Genomic DNA, 19,606 nt, shown 5'->3' with positions numbered 1-19,606 from the left:
TTAAGAATTGCCCAATTTAGAAAAACAGATGTCGGCTACCTAGCCGAAGCTTGTTAAAATAAACGGAAATGCACTTTGCTGATTCTTTGACAGTAGAAGCAGTAAAAGGTTTAAAATGAAATTTAAGAAGCTGAAAATTTCTGATAAAGATCATAAAAACAAGATGCCAAAGTTATCTTAAAATCCATTTGCTTTCCCGTACCTTTGAGGTAAGATGAGAACTCCCTTCATTCTTATTTTTTTACTTCTTTCCGGAAATGCTTTTTCCCAACTGGGATTTTGTCCGGGTAGTAAAGGGGACCCTATCTTTGATCAAACTTTTGGCGCGGGATCGGGGATTGGTTCTCCTCTGCCTGCAGATGTTATTAATTATAACTATGTGGCAGGGATTCCGTACTCTGATGGGGAATACACGATAATTAGTAGTACCGGGCAAAACAATGGAAATTGGCATAATTTGCCTTCCACCACCATATCAGGAGGGAAAGCACTTCTCGTAAATGCAGCTTTCACTCCCGGAATTTTTTATGAAACTGTAGTTTCGGGATTATGTGAAGCGACAACATATGAGTTTTCGGCGTTTTTGATGAATGTTTTTAATCCTTCCAACGGGGCTTGTGTTGATAATGAAGTGCCAATAAATGTGAAGTTTCAAATTTTGGATGAAACAGGAAGTATAGTATTGGCTGAAGGAAGTACGGGAGATATTTATTCGAGCGTTAATCCGCAATGGTCTCAAAAAGCATTAACATTCCGATCTGCACCCGGACAGGATAAGGTTATTTTGAAGATGTTCAATAATGGTATTGGTGGCTGCGGAAATGACCTCGCTATAGACGATATTATCTTCAGGTCCTGCGGGGATCTCACAGAGATCAGTACACCGGTCGTAGAAGGAAACTCTTTAGAGATCTGTGAACCCGATGCTCCTGTGACCGTAGATCTTACTGCCTCGCCAGACGGTTCTGTCTACAACACTTATGCCTTTCAATGGCAGGAAAGTACCAATGAACAGAACTGGCAGGATATTCCGGGAGAAAACGGAAACACTTTTTCTTCTCCCCCTATTAGTTCCACCCGTTTATATAGGGTGAAGGTGGCTGAAGATGCCGTAAATCTAGCTGATAATCTGTGCAGTTCCGCATCTGAGTCTTTTGCGGTTATTGTTGTAGAAACTCCCGAAGCACCGGTGAGCGAAGGGGATGTGGAGGTTTGTGAGGTGGAAAACATCCCGCCCTTGGTTGTGAGCGTAGAAGATGATGAATCGGTTTTGTGGTATGAGTCTGCTTCAGGCGGTGAGGTTATCGCAACCGGCCGGTCATTTGTTCCCGCTGCCGAAGGAACTTATTATGCTGAAGCTGTAAAAACCGGGTTCGATTGTGGAGCCGGTCCCAGAACACCTGTTACTTTAATCATCTTTTCAAATCCTGTAGTCGAAGATGAATTCCGGCAACTGTGTTCAGGCAGTGAGATCCAACTTGATGGAGGAGCAGGGAATTTTAGTTACAGGTGGAATAACGGCACGACAACGAGGCATATTGACATTAGTGAGCCGGGAAGTTATTCAGTGATCCTCACCAATGCTAATGGATGTAGTGCAACAAAGAGATTTGAAATTGAGGCGGTTGATGTTGCCGGAATAGAAAATATTACCTCCGGAGGTTCTACTGTGATCGTTGAACCTTCTAATTCCGGGCAGTTCGAATATTCTCTTGACGGCAGCAATTTTCAGCAGTCAAATATCTTTCAAAATGTTCCCGGCGGAATCTATACGGCCTATGTTCGGGATCTTGAAGGTTGTAGTACAGTTTCCGAAGAATTTCCTCATATTGTGCTGCCAAAATTTTTCACTCCCAATGGTGACGGAATTAACGACCGTTTCGTGCTGAAGGGGGTGGAATTCTTCAGCAGCTCAGAGATCAGGATCTTTGACAGATATGGAAAATTACTGGCGATGGGCGAGGGTGCAGGATTTGCATGGGACGGAACTTATAACGGAAAAGATCTTCCTGCAGAAGATTACTGGTATCACATTTTTATTGAAGGATTTGAGCCTCAAAAAGGCCATTTTACCTTAAAGCGTTAATATGTTACAACACACAAGAAATATATTCCTTCTAAAATGCCTTTTTTGGGTCCTCAGTTTGGGAATCCTTATCAGCAGTGACCGCTCTGCTGCCCAGGAGATCATTCCTACATACTCAGACTACCTTACCGACAATCTTTACCTGTTACATCCATCTCTTGCAGGGGCTGCGGGCAGAAACCAACTGCGTATCACGGCGCGGCAGCAGTGGTTTGAAGTCGATGATGCCCCGGGAATGCAAACGCTTACTGTTAATGGCAGACTGGGAAACAGAGAAGGGATTGGTGCCATAATTTTTAATGATCACAACGGGAACTTTTCTAAATCGGGTGCTTATGGTACTTTCGCTTATCATTTAAGATTGCCTTCCGGAGATCTGGAGTTGCACAGGCTGAGCTTTGGGATTAGTGCGGGGATTATTCAGCACCGGTTGGATCAGAGTGGATTTGATCAACCAGATCCAATCTTAGGGCAGGACAAAACTTCAGTAAGTTACACAAATATGGACGTGGGAATGTCCTATTTTAGAAAGGATCTGTACATGCATTTTGCAGCAAAGAATCTGCTTCCGGTAACCAGAGAACTATTCAATTCTGATAATATTGCGGTAAACCAACGCCGGTATTTTCTCACGGCCGGATACATTATTTCACCATCTTATGACTGGTTCCTGGAGCCATCGGTTATGCTCCAATTTGTTGAAGATACTTCGGAAAAAATCGCAGATGTCAACTTGAAAGCTTATCGAAATTTTGGTTTTGGACAGGTATGGGCAGGTCTTTCTTACCGGCAGGGATTGGATAAGATCGAAGAGGACGATCTTGAAAACATCAGGTATGTCACTCCTTTTGCGGGAGTAGAATTTCGAAGTTTTTTAATTGGTTATACTTATTCCCAGCAGTTCAATGAAACGGTTCTCAGCAACAGCGGATTTCATCAGCTCACTCTGGGTTATAACTTTGGTGCGCCACGTAAGCGTTACCACTGCGGCTGTCCTGCTATAAATTAAAAAAGGAACCCGAAGGTTCCTTTTAGTATGGTGTCAAAAATGGCATTTTAGAACCACTTTTCTACCTCGTCCAGCTGCAATGCAGCTATGGGCAATTTATTCTTTTTACGAAGCCCGTTCAGCTTTTGGTGTACCTGTGTTGGTTTGTTTTCCTGAAGCCTGGCAACAGTTCCATATTCATGCATCACAGTATCCACCCACTCCTGCGGCACCCCGATCTTGATAAAATCTTCCGGTTTTGGAGTAGCGGCTTTCTTTTCGGGCTTCATTTGTGGGAAGAATAATACTTCCTGAATAGATTGTTTATTAGTAAGGAACATGATCAAACGATCCATTCCAATTCCAAGTCCGCTGGTTGGCGGCATTCCATATTCCAGGGCACGAAGAAAATCGTGATCAATGAACATGGCCTCATCATCCCCTTTTTCAGAAAGCGTCAACTGCTCTTCAAACCTATTTCGCTGATCAATTGGATCATTAAGTTCTGAATAGGCGTTGGCGATCTCTTTTCCGCAGACCATTAATTCAAACCTCTCTGTCAATTCCGGATTCTCACGGTGCTCCTTACAAAGCGGACTCATCTCCTTCGGATAATCTGTAATGAAAGTCGGCTGAATGAAATTCCCTTCACACTTTTCTCCAAAGATCTCGTCGATGAGCTTTCCTTTCCCCATAGTGTCATCTACTTCGATGCCCATTCCCTTGGCAGCTTCAAAAAGTTCTTTTTCAGACTTGCCTGTAATATCAAATCCCGTGAACTTCTTGATTGCATCGGTCATGGTTACGCGGGCGTAGGGAGCTTTGAAATCAACCTTATGTGGTCCAAAGGTAGCTTCGGTAGTACCGTTTACAGCGATCGCGCAATGCTCCAGGAGATTTTCTGTGAATTCCATCATCCAGTTGTAGTCCTTGTAGGCTACATAGATCTCCATGGCAGTGAATTCCGGATTGTGCGTACGATCCATTCCTTCATTTCTGAAGTTCTTTGAAAACTCATAAACCCCGTCAAAACCACCAACTATAAGCCTTTTTAAGTAAAGTTCATTGGCAATTCTCAGGTATAGCGGGATATCAAGTGCATTGTGATGTGTTATGAATGGACGCGCCGCAGCTCCCCCGGGAATGGATTGTAGAATTGGAGTTTCAACTTCAAAGTAGCCTTTCTCATTGAAAAAATTCCGCATCGCATTGAAGAGCTTGGTTCTCTTTACAAAGATCTCCTTCACTTTTGGATTCACAACAAGATCGGCATAACGCTGGCGATAACGAAGTTCGGGATCATTAAATTCATCGAAGGTCTTGCCCTCTTTGTCGGTCTTTGGAAGGGGAAGAGGTTTTAGAGATTTACTCAAAAGGGTAAAATTCTCAACCATTACGGTTTTTTCTCCTACCTGGGTTTTGAAAAGTTTCCCTTCAATCCCAATAAAGTCTCCAATGTCAAGAAGTTTCTTGTATACGTCGTTGTATTTGCTTTTATCGTCTCCCGGACAAATCTCATCGCGGTTGAAATACACCTGGATCCTTCCGGTGGAATCCTGAATTTCGGCAAAAGAAGCTTTTCCCTGAATCCTTCTCGACATCAACCTACCGGCGATCACTACCTTTTTGTCTTCCTCAAATTCAGCTTTAATTTCAGAAGTAGTGTGATCAACGGGGTAAAGCGCTGCGGGATAAGGATCTATATTTAGTTTTCGCAGGGAATCCAGTTTCTCCCGGCGAATTTGTTCCTGTTCAGATAAATGCATTTTATAAAGTTCAAAATTTGACTGGCAAAGATACAGACATTAGGAGAACCAATCAATTGTTTTTTAGAAGTGATGAGGGGCTAAATCGTTGCCCCGGAATTTAATATCTTTGTGCTTGTTATGAGTATTTGGAGAGTAATATTGTCGGTCCTTTTTCCACCCCTCGCAGTTATTGACAGAGGTTGTGGTTCTATCCTTATTGTGCTTATCCTTACCCTGCTGGGCTGGGTACCGGGAGTGATAGCGGCTTTGATCATATTGAATAATAACAAAGGCAGGTAAAGAAGAAGGATTTGAATAGGATTATTGAGTTTCAGGAGTTGGGGCTGCGGGATTATAAGGATACCTGGGAATATCAGGAAATGCTTTTTAAAAGTATCCTTGATCAAAAAATAAGGAACCGGAGAGAAGGAACGGCAGAAGCTACAAAAAATCATCTTTTATTTGTTGAGCACCCACATGTCTATACCCTCGGAAAGAGCGGAGATATTTCTAATCTTTTGATCAACGAGGAGGAGTTGAGGCAAAAGAATGCTACTTTTTACAAGATCAATAGAGGAGGGGATATCACCTATCACGGTCCCGGGCAAATCGTTGGATATCCAATTCTGGACCTGGAAAATTTCTTCTCGGACATCCACAAATATTTAAGACTTCTGGAGGAAACAATTATTCTCACCTTGGAAGAGTATGGTGTAAGAGCAGGACGTAGTGAGGGGGAAACAGGGGTGTGGCTGGATCCAGGAACTCCATTTACCAGGAAGATCTGTGCAATGGGCGTTCGCGCAAGCCGCTGGGTGACCATGCATGGTTTTGCCTTTAATGTGAATGCAGATCTTGGCTACTTCGATAACATCATTCCCTGCGGAATTGAAGGTAAGGCAGTGACTTCTCTAAATGTAGAATTAGGAGTCAAGGAAGTGCCGGTAGAAGAAGTCAAGGAAAAAATAAAGAAGCACTTTTCTGCCCTTTTTGAAGCGGAATTAGTCTAAAAATTTAAAGTTCAAGATTCAAGGTTCAAAAATTGTTTAGCCTGTTCTTCTTAATTTTTACTGACCACTAATCACTGACCACTGACCACTAATCACTGAACCTCATATACCAACAACTCATCATCTTCTCCTTTCACAACTAGTTCAAGGGCTGCATCTTTATCGGCGTTAGCCAGGTCAATAACTGAATTGCCATACACAGGAAAACCTTCTAATAAGCTGGCGTTGCTGTCAAACAGATACACCTTATTTGCCTGTAGGTCTGTTAGGCTTACGTAGATCTTATTGTTGAGAAAAAAGATCTGTGGTTCAGTATATAATCCGAAGTCAAGAGTGGCAGAGTTGCCTTTAATCGTAAGTTTGTTGTCGGAGAGTGAGACCAGTGTCCTTTCTGTAGCTGTTATGCGATGATTATCAGCCAGGTTCATATCTTCCCTGCTTATTCTTCCGTTTTCAGTGATCTTAATGAGTTGGCCCAGGTTGTTGGTGGATACGAAATTACCATTGTACTCGTACCACCTATTTTCTGTGAGGTCAAGATTCTCTGTTACAGCTACTCTTACCTCTCCCGTACGGCTTAAGATATTCAATTTTCCAGATTCTTCAGGAATTACAATGTAATCTTTGCGTCCAATTCTAATGTGCTTTGGAGACTGGATAATTTTTGATGATGTTTTTGAAAAATTAAAACCTTTTACACTTCTTCCTTTTCGGTCATACATAAAGACTTCGTTTCCCAGTGTGATCACAAATCGATAGTCCTTCTTTCCGTCATAATCAAAGACAGATAACGGCTGAGAAATATTATCCTTAAACTTTAATGGAAAAGGTTTTACGGGATTCCCGTCCCTGTCAATGATGTGGAGTTCATTTTGAGTAGCAAAGGCGAGCTGGTACCTGCCGTTTCTTAAAATATCTACTGTCTGTATCTCTCCTAAAATGCGGGAATCCATTCTTTTTTTCCAGTAGATCTTGCCTTCAGGAGAAATGAGGTAAAGGGTATTTTCAACATCCTGCACTGCAATATCCATCCCGTTACTACGGTGGTTTTTAAAAAATACAGGTTTTGAAGCAAGAGCCGCGCCTAGTTTTACTGCGGCGGACTGAGAAATAGCTCCTGTAGTTTTTATTGAAGTATTTTTAGCGAGTACGCTGTGGACGTGTGCAAAATCATCCTGATAGATCACCTGTAATGCGGTGATTGGGTGATTTGTAAAGTCGAGATCATTCTCCACCTTTTTAGCCTGGTTGTTTCTTACCATTAATAGCGATGCTTCTGAACTAAGATTCTCAGAAGAATTTTTATAAGCTTCAGTATTTGCCAATACAAGATCATTCTGTACAGCCGAAATTACTTCCTTGAGTGATTCCACATTTGAAGAGAACAGAATATAGCTGTTCAAAAAGGTGAAAAAATGAAGGTCTTTTGGATTGAGAAGTGGCTGAAGCAAATTTTGAAATGCATCAGGTTCAGGGTATTCAAAAATGACATTTCCACGGAATTCTTCAATGGATTCCGGTTTAAAAGCCATTGAGTTCATAGCAATTTCCGGATCCAGGACCTGGATGGCCAGAACTAGCCCTTTAGAGAGCGTGATGATTCCGGCTTCATTTGCATTTTTGAGGATATCAGCTTCTGCTGTGTGGAGGCTGTCCCGGGTATTCCCTCTCAAAAAAGTGATATTCTCTTCTAGTTTTTCAAAATCCCTAAACGTGATCGAAGTAAAGTCATAGGCATTTACCGGAGTAATACCTGAAATTGAATTTTGGGCTGGTCTAATATCCTTAAAGACATTTACGACTCGCGGTAGACTATCTGTAGCAACAGTGATTCCATTAAGAAGTATTTTATCCTGAGAAATATCGGTATCTAAAACAGTCCATTTACTAAAACCGGGGAATTGCGGAGGTAATATTTCCTTTAGAAAGGCAGGAATATTATGGTGGTTTAGGAATATGGAAGTTTTCTTTTTTGATGCGGCTTTAAAGGCAGTTCTTAAGTCATTGTCATCAATCGTTTGTCCGGAAATAATCTCTTCAAGAAGAGGTCTGGAGCTACTTAATATACTTATACTGTCAATTTTTGCTGAAAAGGCTTTTTTGCCTTCTAAGATAAATCTTTGGATCTCTCCACTAGTTGACTGGATGGATTCTATCTGTTTATTAGGAATAGAGTCTAAATTTTTTGGAGTAAGACTGTTATTACTTACAAAGGTAAAATCAAAGGAATCATCTCCTTTCGCACTTATGACAAGCAGAGCATCTTTATTATGTGGAAAATAATTGAGAATGGACAACTGTTCCTTCAGCTCTTTAAAGCTCCTGTTCTCTGAATTAGAATTGATGAACTCATTATTCTTAAGATTATTGAAGAAAAGGTCGGGGTTTTGCATTTTTACGATCACTCCGGCATTTGCCGGAATAAAATCGGTCAGTTCCCTCGATTTGGTCAGGTCATCGCTACATGAAATTAAGAGGGTACTAAAAAGGAAGAGTAAGACTTTTTTCATGGGAGAATTTTGTTCTTTAAAAAGACAACTCTAGTTGCTCTGGAAGGAGTTTAAAGCTCTTTCTGTGATATTTGGTTATCCCGTATTTTTTTATGGCCTCACGGTGTTCAACAGTAGGATAGCCTTTATTCTGTTTCCAATTGTACATTGGATATTCTTCGTGTATCCTCATCATGAATTCATCGCGGTAGGTCTTGGCCAGGATAGAAGCTGCTGCAATGGTCAAATATTTCCCATCACCTTTAATTATACATTCGTGAGGCACATTTTTAAAATTTTTAAACCTGTTTCCGTCAACGATAATAAATTCGGGTATTGGGTTTAGATCATCTATGCATTTATGCATTGCAAGAATAGAAGCATTTAAAATATTGATCTCATCGATCTCCTCCATATATATATGTTGTACGGAATAACAGACAGCTTTTTCTTCTATTACTTTTCTAAGGCTTGCTCTGGAAACTGAGTTTATTTTTTTAGAGTCGTTGATAAGTTTGTTTCGAAAGTTCTTAGGTAGTATAACAGCAGCAGCAGTCACGGGGCCTGCTAGACATCCTCTCCCGGCTTCGTCGGTGCCGCACTCCATAGGTGATTTCGAAAAACTTCTTGTCAGCATTTTGTTAAAGTCTTCATAAATAATAAGTTAATTGGAATAATGACGGTTCTGAGGTCGATGCAAAAGTAGAAAATATGTCATTGCCTGGAAATAATAGCCTCCTGAAATGTATGTGCAAAATTACACACTTTAATACTTTCTGTTTAATTCCAGGTCAAGAAAAGTATAATGAGTGGTTGTGACAGGTTTTCAAACCAAAAAATATGAACATGCATAGTAACTTCAAATAGAAACAAGAAAGTTCTTAAAGAATTAACAGACAACTTTCTTTGCTCGGCTTGTTTTATTAAGAAATTATTATCATTTTTGGCCTTGGCTAATTCAAATAATTCATAAAATGAAAAGAAAATTAAGTGGAATTCTAACACTATTACTGGTGTTAGTCGTGCAAATTGCCTTTGCACAAGAAACGAAAACAGTTACCGGGACGGTGGTTGACGATCAAGGTCTTCCTCTTCCAGGGGTAAATGTTTTACTTAAAGGTACCTCGACAGGTACGCAAACAGATTTTGGTGGTAACTATAGTATTACTGCCAGTCCACAAGACGTCCTTGTTTTCTCCTATGTTGGTTTTCAAACGACCGACAGATTAGTAGGAGCTCAGGATGTGATCAATGTGACCCTTCAAACGGATGCTGCCGAACTGGAAGAGGTGGTTGTTGTAGGGTATGGTACAGCTACCAGGCAGTCATTTGCCGGTACAGCCACCACTATTGATGCCGAAAATCTTGAGGTGAAAGCATACTCCAACGTTTCTCAGGCTCTTGCCGGGGAAGTTGCCGGGGTGAATGTTATCAATACTTCTGGACAGCCGGGAACAACTTCTACTATCCGTATTAGAGGTTTTGGTTCTGTTAATGGTAACAGGGCTCCTCTATATGTTGTTGATGGTGTGCCTTTCTCGGGAAGTATTAACTCTATTAACCCTTCAGATATTAAAACTACTACCATTCTCAAGGATGCAACTGCAACCGCTATTTATGGTTCAAGGGGTGCGAACGGGGTTATTTTGATCACTACCAAAAAAGGAAGTGCTTACGGAGACGATTTCATCGAAGTTGACGTAAAAACCGGGGTTAACTCTCAAATGATCCCTCGTTATGATGTTATCACTTCTCCCGAGGCTTACATCCCTCTTGTTTGGGAAGGTCTTTATAATAGAGGTGTGATCGAAAATCGTGCTGATCCTATTGCTTATGCAAACTCTACTTTGTTTACAGATAACGTAGTTCCTGCTGGTTACAACCTGTGGAATGCTACTGCTGCTGAGCTTATCGATCCTGAGACCAGAATGGTTCGTGACGGCGTTACTCGTAGATACGATCCAGAAAGATATGAAGATCTTGCTTTTGATTCAGCTATTAGAACTGAAGCTAACGTAAGATTTGGTGGAGGAGACGACAAGACTTCTTACTATACTTCTTTTGGTTACTTAAATGATGATGGATACTCTCTAAACACAGGGTATGACAGATATACTACTCGTATCAATGTTTCTTCCCAGGTTAAGGAGTGGATCGAAGTAGGTGGTGCTAACGTTGGTTATGCATATTCTGAAGCTCTTGCTAATGGGCAGATCGTTGGTTCAGAGAACGTATTTGAATTTGCAGACAAAATGGCTCCAATTTTCCCTGTATTCCTTAGAGATGATGAGGGTAACCTGGTTCCAGATCCAATTTTTGGAGGATTCCAGTATGATTACGGTGGAGCTTCTGGTTTCCGTGCGCGTCCAAACGCTAACAACCTGAACCCGATTGGTTCTGCATTGTACGATTTCAACGGTACTAACAGACATGAATTGAATGGTAACTTCCGTTTTGATATTACTATCACAGAGGAGCTTACTTTTGAGTCTACTTACGGTGCTCAGTTCTTTACAAGTCGTAACAAGAACTTCACGAACCCATTCTACGGTGGAGGTACTTCAACAGGAGGTGACCTTTTTGAGAGTGAGAACGAAGCTCTTATTCAGAACTTCCTTCAGTTGTTGAGATACAAAGATCAGTATGGAGATCACTCTCTTGAAGTTCTTGTGGCTCACGAATCGAATGAGATCGAAGTTTCTCAATCTACTGTTTGGAAAGGTTTGGCTGTAAGTCCATTCATTTATGAGTTGAACAACTTTGTAGAAAACCTTCAGCCGCCAACAGGTCTTACAGAAGGTCGTTCTCTAGAGTCTTTCTTTGGGCAAATTAACTATGACTACTTAGATAAGTACTACTTAACTGGTTCTGTGCGTCGTGACGGATCTTCAAGATTCGTAAATGAAAAATGGGGTACATTTGGATCTGTAGGTGGTGCATGGGTAGTTTCTAACGAAGATTTCCTTATCAACAATGAATTGGCTACTTTCCTTAAACTGAAAGCTTCTTACGGTATTACCGGAGATGAGGCAGGTGTTGGTTACTATGATGGATGGGATACCTTTAACCTTGGTCTTTTGGCAGGAGGAATTTCTATCTCTCCTAGAGATAACGGTAACCCAGACCTAACATGGGAAACTTCTAAAATGTTCCAGACTGGTGTTGAATTCAGTTTAGGTACATTCCTTGATGGTACTGTTGATTACTACATTAAGAATACAGACAACCTGATCTTTAACAGAAGGGTAGGTCCATCTCAGGGTATTGCGATCATCACCGTAAACGATGGTGAGCTTCGTAATACAGGTTTGGAATTTAACCTGACCGGTCATATCTTTAATACTCCAGATTTTAAATTGGATATTAACGTGAATGGCGAGATTCTTGATAATGAAATCGTTACTATGCCTATTGAGCCATCAACTGGTGAGCCTAGAATTCTAGATACTTCTAACTCTCCATACGCATACTCAAAAGGAAGCTCTATTTTTGACTTCTATACAAGAGAATGGGCTGGTGTAGATCCTGCAACAGGAGCTCCACTTTGGTATCAGTATTTCGATGATATGAATGACAACGGAATTTTTGATAACGGTGATACTGCTATTGGAGAAATGACGCCATACCTTACAGATAATCCTGAGGCTAACGTAGAGAGAAGAGTTACTTCTACTTACGCAAGTGCTACTAACAAGTACATCGGAAAATCTGCTATTCCAGATGTTCGTGGAGGTATTCGTATTGGTGGTTCCTGGAAGAACCTTAACTTCTCTACTCAGTGGATCTATAGTTTAGGAGGTTATGCAATTGATTATCAATATGGAGAACTTATGAGTGACCGTTTTGGTGCTGCAGGTAACAACTTCCATACTGATATTTTTGACAGATGGCAGAGACCTGGAGACATCACTAACGTACCACGTTTGGCTGATGGATTCGATCAAACTGCAACTTCTGGATCTACAAGGTTCCTGACTAGCACAGATTACCTTTCATTGAACAACGCTCTTATTGGGTACACAGTTTCTGAAAGTGTACTTGGTAACACAGGCCTTGATTATGTGAATATCTTTGTTTCTGGAGATAACCTGTTTGTGAAAACAGCGAGAGACGGTTTCTTACCTAACACTAGTGAAACAGGAAACTCTGGACGTCGACTTTATGCCCCGCTAACCACCATTACCGCAGGTGTAAGAGTTAAATTTTAATACAAAAAAATAATATGAAAAATCTTTTAAAATTAACAGGTGCTGCAGCCCTTCTCTTTCTGGGAACTAGCTGTAGTGAAGAGTTCCTTGAGAAGGAGCCGACCGAATTTTTGACGACCGATCAGATTGCGGAGGCGGCTGAGCTAAATCCGGCGGTTGTTCGTGGAACTTTGACAGGGATCTATTCCCTAATGATTGAATCAGGTACTGGTGGTACTGGTAACCATGATGACTTTGGACAAAAGGGGTATGACATCTATGGAGATATGCTTTCCGGAGATATGGCTCTTTCTGTAAGTACTTATGGATGGTACCGTGCTGATATTACTGAATTTGTTGCAACAACAGATTTTACAAGAACGCGTAACTATATGCCATGGAGATATTACTACAGGATCATTCGTTCTACGAATACTGTAATTGATGCTCTTGGTGGTAATGATGCTGTGCCGGAACTTGAAGAGAACAAGTATATCATGGGACAGGCGAAAGCGATCCGTGCTCATTCGTACTTCTATCTTACTCAGTATTTTACTGAGGATTATGACCCGGCTGCAGAGATCCTTCCTATTTACGATGATCTTCAGGATCAAAACGGTCCTAAAGTAGCCACATCAGAGATCTTTAACTTGATCGAGAGTGATCTTAATGATGCTATTACCCTGCTTGACGGATTCAACCGTACAGGTAAGAATGAGGTTAACAAATATGTAGCTCAGGGTATCCTTGCCTATGTTAAAGCATACAAAGGAGAGTGGCAGGCAGTTTATGATCTTACGCAGAATGTGATCACAGAAGGAGGATTCCAGATCATGAGTGCAGAGGAAGTTGTAAGAATGCGCCACGATGGTCCAGACTCTACTCCTTACGGTGGAGGTTTCAACGATCTTGGAACTGCTGGATGGATGTGGGGTATTGATCTTACTACAGATACCGGTTTAGGCCTGGTTTCATGGTGGGGTCAGATTGACTACTTTAGCTATAGCTACGCCGCTGTTGGAGATTCTAAAGCTATTGATTCCGGATTGTATGCCGAAATTCCTGAGGATGACGTAAGAAAGAACCAGTTTAGAGTGGCTCCGGGTACTTCAACTCACCTAATGCCAATCAACAAGTTCTTTGCTCCTGAAAGAGTTCCTTTTGGACAGAACCCAATGGTTACAGACTATGTATTCATGAGAGTTGCTGAAATGTACTTGTTACATGCAGAAGCAGCTGCACATCTTGGTATGGATGGGGAAGCTGTAGATGCACTTGAAGCGTTGTTAGAAAAACGTATTCCTGATACTTCTTACTTAAGTGATCTTTCTAATGATGAATTACTTGATGAGATCTATCTTCAGACTCGTATTGAGCTTTGGGGAGAAGGAAAGAGTTACTTAGCTCTTAAGAGGTTCAAAGAAACTGTTGTTAGAGGAGATAACCACCTGTCATTTGTAGGGGTGCCAATTCCTTATAACGATGATAGATTGACCTTTGAAATTCCTGAGTCTGAAATTCAGAACAACCCATTCATTGATAGTCAAAACGATTAACGTCGTCTAACAACCAAAATTTACAATAACTATGAAGAAATATCTTTTATTATTAGTAGCGACGTTTAGCATGTCCATGTTTGTTGGATGTGATTATGACGAAGATCTAGAACCACTTAACTATGCGACCTTCGAAAGAGGGCCGCTTAGTGTAGGTGTTGATATTGACGGGAGCAGAACATATGATGTAACTGTTTTTACTGGTAACGTAGTAGGTTCTGACAGAACTATCGACGTAACAGTAGGTGCAAGTTCAACCCTTGATGCAGCTGCATACTCTGTTCCTGCAACTGTGACCATTCCTGCCAATTCTAACGAAGGAACACTTACTATTGATGTTGCAGATGTGAACATTGGTGCTACTGGAGAAACTCTTGTGCTTAACCTGGTTCCTACATCAGAATTATCTGTAGGAAGTGGAATTACACTTAACGTTAGAACTGTTTGTCCTGAAGGGACTACAGAAGTTATGCTATCTTTCATTTTTGATGGATATGCAAGTGAAACTACCTGGGAGATTACAGATACCGATGGTACTGTAGTTTACGAAGGAGGAGGTTTCGCCGACGGTGATGAAACTTTCATGATGCCGGTATGTCTTTCTTCTGGGGATTACACTTTTACCATCTATGATTCATATGGAGACGGATTATCTTATCCTGATAATGGATCTGTTACTCTTTCTGCAAATGGAGCAGAACTTGGTAGCGTGTCTGGTAACTTTGGTGATTCAGGTTCTTTCGACTTCACTATTGACTAACTATTGGTCTAAAGTTTATTTTAAAGCTGCCCGAAGAGGGCAGCTTTTTTTTGTTTATCTCCCTGGTAAGATTCTTCACTAGTAGAAAGCTTTTTGCTATCTTGCTTTCTCTTTCCTTTTAACAGATAAAATCATAGTAACTTGAAGAGATTATTTTATTTATTTACCCTGTTGAGCTTTTTTTTCTCTTGTTCTTCAGATGATGTGGTGGAGAACGAGATAGAAGAGCTGCCTCCGGAGGAAGAAACGCCAGTTGAGAAGAATCTGGCTGGGAATGTTACTGTTTTTGAATCTGCTAAAGTAGAAGACGCTTATGTTCTGGTTAATGATGCCGGGAATAACAGAGTGTATTTAATGGAAAAGGAAGAATCTGAGATCCTATTCGAATGGAAGTTGCCTTCCGGAATTGGAAATGATGCGGTCCTCCTGGAAGACGGTAATCTACTGGTTGCGCTCACAGATCCCGAACCCTCTTACCAATTTGGTGGTTTTGGTGGCAGGATCGCTATAATTTCACCTGCTGGAGATTTGTTGTGGGATCACGAACTTTCTGACGATGTTAATTTAGCTCACCATGACATTGAAATGCTTCCAAATGGTAACATTTTGATCCTGGTATGGGAGAAAAAAGATAAAGATGAGCTCATTGGAAGTGGATATGTTGGTGAAGACGAAGTTGTTTATTCTGAAAAACTTCTTGAATTAGATCCTGATAGTAGAGAAGTGGTTTGGGAATGGAAACTTTGGGATCATTTGATTCAGGATCAGGTTCCCCAAGCCGGTAATTACGGTTCTGTAAAAGACTCTCCCGAACGTATAAATGTTAATTATACCGATCCCTTAAAGGAGGGATCATATGACGGCGATATATTTCACGCTAATGCATTGGAATACGACAGTGTAAATGATCTGATCTTTCTCAGCGTGAATTATTTCAGTGAAGTTTGGATAATTGACCATAGTACCACAACTGAAGAGGCCGCGGGAAGAACAGGTGGGAATTATGGAAAGGGCGGAGATCTCGTTTATAGAATTGGTAATCCAGGGGCATACAATAATTCTGAGGGTGACAGAATGTTCTATCACAATCACCACCCCAATTTGGTTCCAGGTAAAAATAATTTACTTGTCTTTTCAAATGGAATTCCTTCTGTTGATGCACATTCAATTGTATACGAACTCGAGCTGCCAAAAGTGTATGATCTACAAAGCTCGAAGAATAATGAGCTCATCATTGCCTGGAGTTTTGCTCATCAAGATCTTTTCTCTGCCAAAGTTTCGGGGGCAATCAGGCTACCAAATGGTAATACCTTAATTACTGAAGGAAGTGCAGGATATTGGGAAGTCACAGGTGCAGGTGAGGTTGTATGGAGGTTTGAAGGAGATGGCTTTTTTTGGAGAGGATATCATTATGATAAGAATGATAGCGCTTTAGTACCTTTAGGACTATAAAAGCAGTACTTAGATGAGTGGTGAAAGAACGGGTTTCTCAAAATGCCTTTTTTAGCACCTTATATTTATAAGGTAGATCTCTTTTCAAAGTTGAGCAGGAACTTATTCTATCATTTATCATACTTTTGTGGCAGTATTGGTTCTATGAAGAAAAAGAAATTTGTCGTTGTTTTTTCATTGTTGTTCTGTGTGTCTGTAAATGCACAGGAAAGAAAACTTAACCGTGGTAGTGCAGAAGTTCAGGACAGAGAGGCTTTCGAACAACCTGATGAGCGGCAAACGAAAGAATCAACTGTCGAAAAAGCACCTATTTTCCTGTATAAGATCATTTCCGTAGAAAATGATACTACTGTTGTAGATACTTCGCTGCACATTTACAAAGATTACAGGTTTAACTACCTTAGGAAAGATAATTTTGGATTACTTCCTTTTTCTAATGTTGGACGAACGTATAATCGGCTGACATATGATTTTCTAGAGGAGCGGGAAATAATGCCACAATTTGGGGCACGAGCCAGGCACTATAATTTCATGGAAGTAGAGGATATCTTCTACTACAATGTACCAACTCCCTTCACAGAATTATTTTTCAAAACAGTATTTGAGCAGGGACAGGCTGTAGATGCGCTTTTTACAGTAAATACCAGTCCAAATTTGAATTTGTCCATAGGTTATAAAGGTCTGCGTTCCCTGGGACGATATAAACATCTGTTAACCAGTACGGGGAATTTTAGAGCCGCTGCAAGTTATACTTCAACGAATGGACGTTATGATCTAAAAACACATTTTGTTTCCCAGGATCTACTCAATGAAGAGAACGGCGGATTAACAGCGGCCTCGTTGGAGCAATATCTCGCTATAAATCCCGAATTTGAAGATAGGTCGCGGCTTGATGTGAATTTTGAAGATGCACAATCCACATTATTTGGAAAGAGATTCTATCTTGACCACTCCTTTGCGTTATACAGGAAAAGCGATTCATTAGTAACAAGAGATCTTACTATAGGACATATTTTCAATCACACGTATAAGAAATATCAGTACCAGCAATCTAATGCAAATGAGTTTTTCGGTCCTTCTTTCGAAGAGGTGGGAATAAAAGATGAGACCAGGCTTACCTCGACCTCCAATGAAGTATATGTAGGTTTTAATGCGGGGGATCTTGCAAAAATAGTGGCAAAAGGGAAGATCACCCAGTATGACTATGGTTATAATACTGTGTTGGATCTTCAGGAGGGTTTTATCACTAATCGTCTTCAGGGAGATATCGTTTCTGCCGGAGGGGAATACACGGGAACTCTCGCCGGATTTTACTTTAAAGCTGATGGAATGCTCAACCTTGCCGGAGATTTTTCAGGGTATGATCTTGGAGCAACACTTTCCTATGCTCCTTCCTTGAATTTTATGGTTGCTGCTACGGCCAATGTAAATAGTAGAGCTCCTAATTATAATTTCCTTTTGTATCAGAGTGATTATATCAACTATAACTGGCAAACCTCTTTTTCGAATGAGAGCAGGCAATCACTTGGTTTTGATCTTAGGGCTCCAAGGCTTCTTAATGCCAGTGTAGAATTCTCTACCATTAATGATATGGCTTATTTTGGTCTTGATGAGAGCGAGTTGGTTCAGCCTTTTCAGCATGATGGACAGGTGACCTTTTTTAAGGCTAAGCTTCAAAGGGAGTTTGTAGTAGGTGTTTTTGCACTCAACAACACTGTCCTCTACCAAAATGTCCTGGATGGAACTCAGGTGCTTAATGTGCCCGATTTTATTACCAGAAACACCCTTTACTATCGGGATCATTGGTTTCGGCGGGCCCTTTATCTGGAAACGGGCTTTACGCTTAACTACTTTACCGGTTATGCAATGAATGGCTATGATCCTGTTTTGACTGAATTCTACGTGCAGAATGAACAGGAATTCGACGGATTCCCGACTGTTGATTTTTTCTTCAATGGAAAAATAAGACAAGCCAGGATCTTTTTTAAGCTTGAGCATTTAAATGAATTGATCCAGGGCAACAATAACTTTTCAGCACCCCTTTACCCTTACCGTGACTTCGGTGTAAGATTTGGCCTGGTCTGGAATATGTTTATGTAAATATTTGGGCGTTCCCCACCGTCGCTACCGCTAGGTGGGGCCGGGCTTTCCGCTTTAGTTTTAAAGCGCCATTTATGGCAGCGCTTTAAAAGCTGCCGCTGCTACCTGCCTGCCGGCAGGCAGGTCCCTAACGCACCGGAGGTACGAAGTACGAAGGGCGATATTAGAAGTTAGTTGACTGGGGCGTGGTCAAAGAACCTTGGTGCAACTTCTAACTTCGTAACTCTAACTTTTTTATTTCCTTCCAAAAATGTCGTTTTATAAAGGTATTCTGAATTTGCTTGCAGAAGTTTATGTGCTCATATCGAGTAATAAGACCCAGGCGTAACAGCTCTAACTTCTAACTTCTAAAATCTAACTTTTTTTATAGCTTTCAAAAATGTCATTTTGAGCACCTTATCGGGTAGGGTTCCAAAAATGTCAAAAAAAGCTTAAAATATTTTTTCAGAAAACTTGTGGAAGTGGAATTCGGTTGTATATTTGCAGCCGCTTTGAGAGAGAGGCGCGGTAGAGGGGAAGCAACGGCTGAGCCTTTATGTAGCAAGACTTCGAAGCAAATAAGTTCTCTGAAAATTTTTTGAATTTTAACTTGGATTGTAAAGGAAATAGATTTTATCTTTGCATCCGCTTTCAGAAACAGCTTTTGGGTTGTGAAGGAAGTAAAAAAAGTTCTCTGAAAAAGTTTTGAGGTTGACTGGAATAGGTTGTAAGTTTGCATCCCTGTTTTCGACAAAACAATTTCCGAAGCATTTGAAAAAAATTATTTTTTTTCTTGCGGGGTTGAAAAAAGGTTGTACATTTGCAGCCGCTTTGAGACAGAGCAAAAGCCCGCCTGACGGCCGGCAAGTTCACTAAAACATACTGAAAAGAAATCCCGGGTAGGGCATAGGTAGAAAAGGTTCAACTCCTTTTATTTCGCAAGAAACGCCTCCTGTAAAACGGAAGTTTTTCTCCTCTTTTTTAGGGGGAGATCTCCGGAAGGACAGAGGGGTTTGAGTTCATTGACATATTGAATTGACAGCGCGTATTATATTAGCAATAATATGATAAGCAAAATAAGAATTAAGACTAGAAAACGTCTCTGAGCTTTTTGGATCAGCAATGGTCTAAGAAAGGAATTCCTTTAGTAGTTGTAAAATTATTTAAGATTTAACGATGAAGAGTTTGATCCTGGCTCAGGATGAACGCTAGCGGCAGGCTTAACACATGCAAGTCGAGGGGCAGCACGTC

The 19,606-nt window shown here is 40.9% G+C and carries 12 protein-coding genes and 1 rRNA gene; 10 read left to right on the top strand and 3 right to left on the bottom strand.

All coding sequences use genetic code 11. The features are described from left to right. Positions 1–214 precede the first annotated feature (214 nt). Both ACXYMT_RS00065 and ACXYMT_RS00060 read left to right on the top strand, forming a co-directional pair. Positions 215–2,086: a T9SS type B sorting domain-containing protein gene (locus ACXYMT_RS00065; RefSeq protein WP_459057055.1), complete on the top strand. Its 1,872-nt coding sequence runs from the start codon at positions 215–217 to the stop codon at positions 2,084–2,086. 1 nt (position 2,087) lies between these two features. Beyond that, positions 2,088–3,095 carry a PorP/SprF family type IX secretion system membrane protein gene (locus ACXYMT_RS00060; protein WP_459057054.1) on the top strand — a complete coding sequence of 336 codons (1,008 nt, stop codon included), beginning with the start codon at positions 2,088–2,090 and terminating at the stop codon, positions 3,093–3,095. Between the two features lie 47 nt (positions 3,096–3,142). Here the strand turns inward: ACXYMT_RS00060 and lysS are convergent, their stop codons facing one another. Beyond that, on the bottom strand, positions 3,143–4,840 hold the full coding sequence (gene lysS / locus ACXYMT_RS00055; protein ID WP_459057053.1) for a lysine--tRNA ligase: 1,698 nt from the start codon (positions 4,838–4,840) through the stop codon (positions 3,143–3,145). A gap of 120 nt (positions 4,841–4,960) precedes the next feature. On the opposite strand from lysS, the gene ACXYMT_RS00050 reads away from it, so the two are divergent. Further along, the gene (locus ACXYMT_RS00050; RefSeq protein WP_168138260.1) at positions 4,961–5,122 is read left to right on the top strand and encodes a YqaE/Pmp3 family membrane protein; all 162 of its coding nucleotides are present in this window, start codon (positions 4,961–4,963) and stop codon (positions 5,120–5,122) included. Between the two features lie 11 nt (positions 5,123–5,133). Continuing rightward, positions 5,134–5,832 carry a lipoyl(octanoyl) transferase LipB gene (lipB, locus tag ACXYMT_RS00045; protein WP_459057052.1) on the top strand — a complete coding sequence of 233 codons (699 nt, stop codon included), beginning with the start codon at positions 5,134–5,136 and terminating at the stop codon, positions 5,830–5,832. Between the two features lie 92 nt (positions 5,833–5,924). Here lipB and ACXYMT_RS00040 read toward each other — a convergent pair whose 3' ends face one another. Further along, complete coding sequence (locus ACXYMT_RS00040) at positions 5,925–8,342, bottom strand: hypothetical protein (RefSeq protein ID WP_459057051.1); 2,418 nt, start codon at positions 8,340–8,342, stop codon at positions 5,925–5,927. 16 nt (positions 8,343–8,358) lie between these two features. Next, positions 8,359–8,958 carry a ribonuclease HII gene (locus ACXYMT_RS00035; RefSeq protein ID WP_459057050.1) on the bottom strand — a complete coding sequence of 200 codons (600 nt, stop codon included), beginning with the start codon at positions 8,956–8,958 and terminating at the stop codon, positions 8,359–8,361. Between the two features lie 337 nt (positions 8,959–9,295). Here ACXYMT_RS00035 and ACXYMT_RS00030 point away from each other — a divergent pair, with 337 nt between their 5' ends. From ACXYMT_RS00030 to ACXYMT_RS00005, 6 genes are all read left to right on the top strand, one after another. Continuing rightward, positions 9,296–12,529, top strand: a complete 3,234-nt coding sequence (locus ACXYMT_RS00030) for a SusC/RagA family TonB-linked outer membrane protein (RefSeq protein WP_459057049.1) — start codon at positions 9,296–9,298, stop codon at positions 12,527–12,529. Between the two features lie 14 nt (positions 12,530–12,543). Beyond that, complete coding sequence (locus tag ACXYMT_RS00025) at positions 12,544–14,064, top strand: RagB/SusD family nutrient uptake outer membrane protein (protein WP_459057048.1); 1,521 nt, start codon at positions 12,544–12,546, stop codon at positions 14,062–14,064. A gap of 31 nt (positions 14,065–14,095) precedes the next feature. Then, on the top strand, positions 14,096–14,824 hold the full coding sequence (locus ACXYMT_RS00020) for a hypothetical protein (RefSeq protein WP_459057047.1): 729 nt from the start codon (positions 14,096–14,098) through the stop codon (positions 14,822–14,824). A 141-nt stretch (positions 14,825–14,965) separates the two neighbouring features. Then, positions 14,966–16,276, top strand: coding sequence for an aryl-sulfate sulfotransferase (locus ACXYMT_RS00015; protein WP_459057046.1), 1,311 nt, complete (start codon positions 14,966–14,968; stop codon positions 16,274–16,276). Between the two features lie 144 nt (positions 16,277–16,420). Next, positions 16,421–18,376: a putative porin gene (locus tag ACXYMT_RS00010; protein ID WP_459057045.1), complete on the top strand. Its 1,956-nt coding sequence runs from the start codon at positions 16,421–16,423 to the stop codon at positions 18,374–18,376. A gap of 1,152 nt (positions 18,377–19,528) precedes the next feature. Then, positions 19,529–19,606, top strand: a 16S ribosomal RNA gene (locus tag ACXYMT_RS00005); the annotation flags it as partial.

The organism is Salinimicrobium sp. CAU 1759 (assembly GCF_054482715.1).
This window is presented reverse-complemented; position numbering and strand designations above follow the sequence as displayed.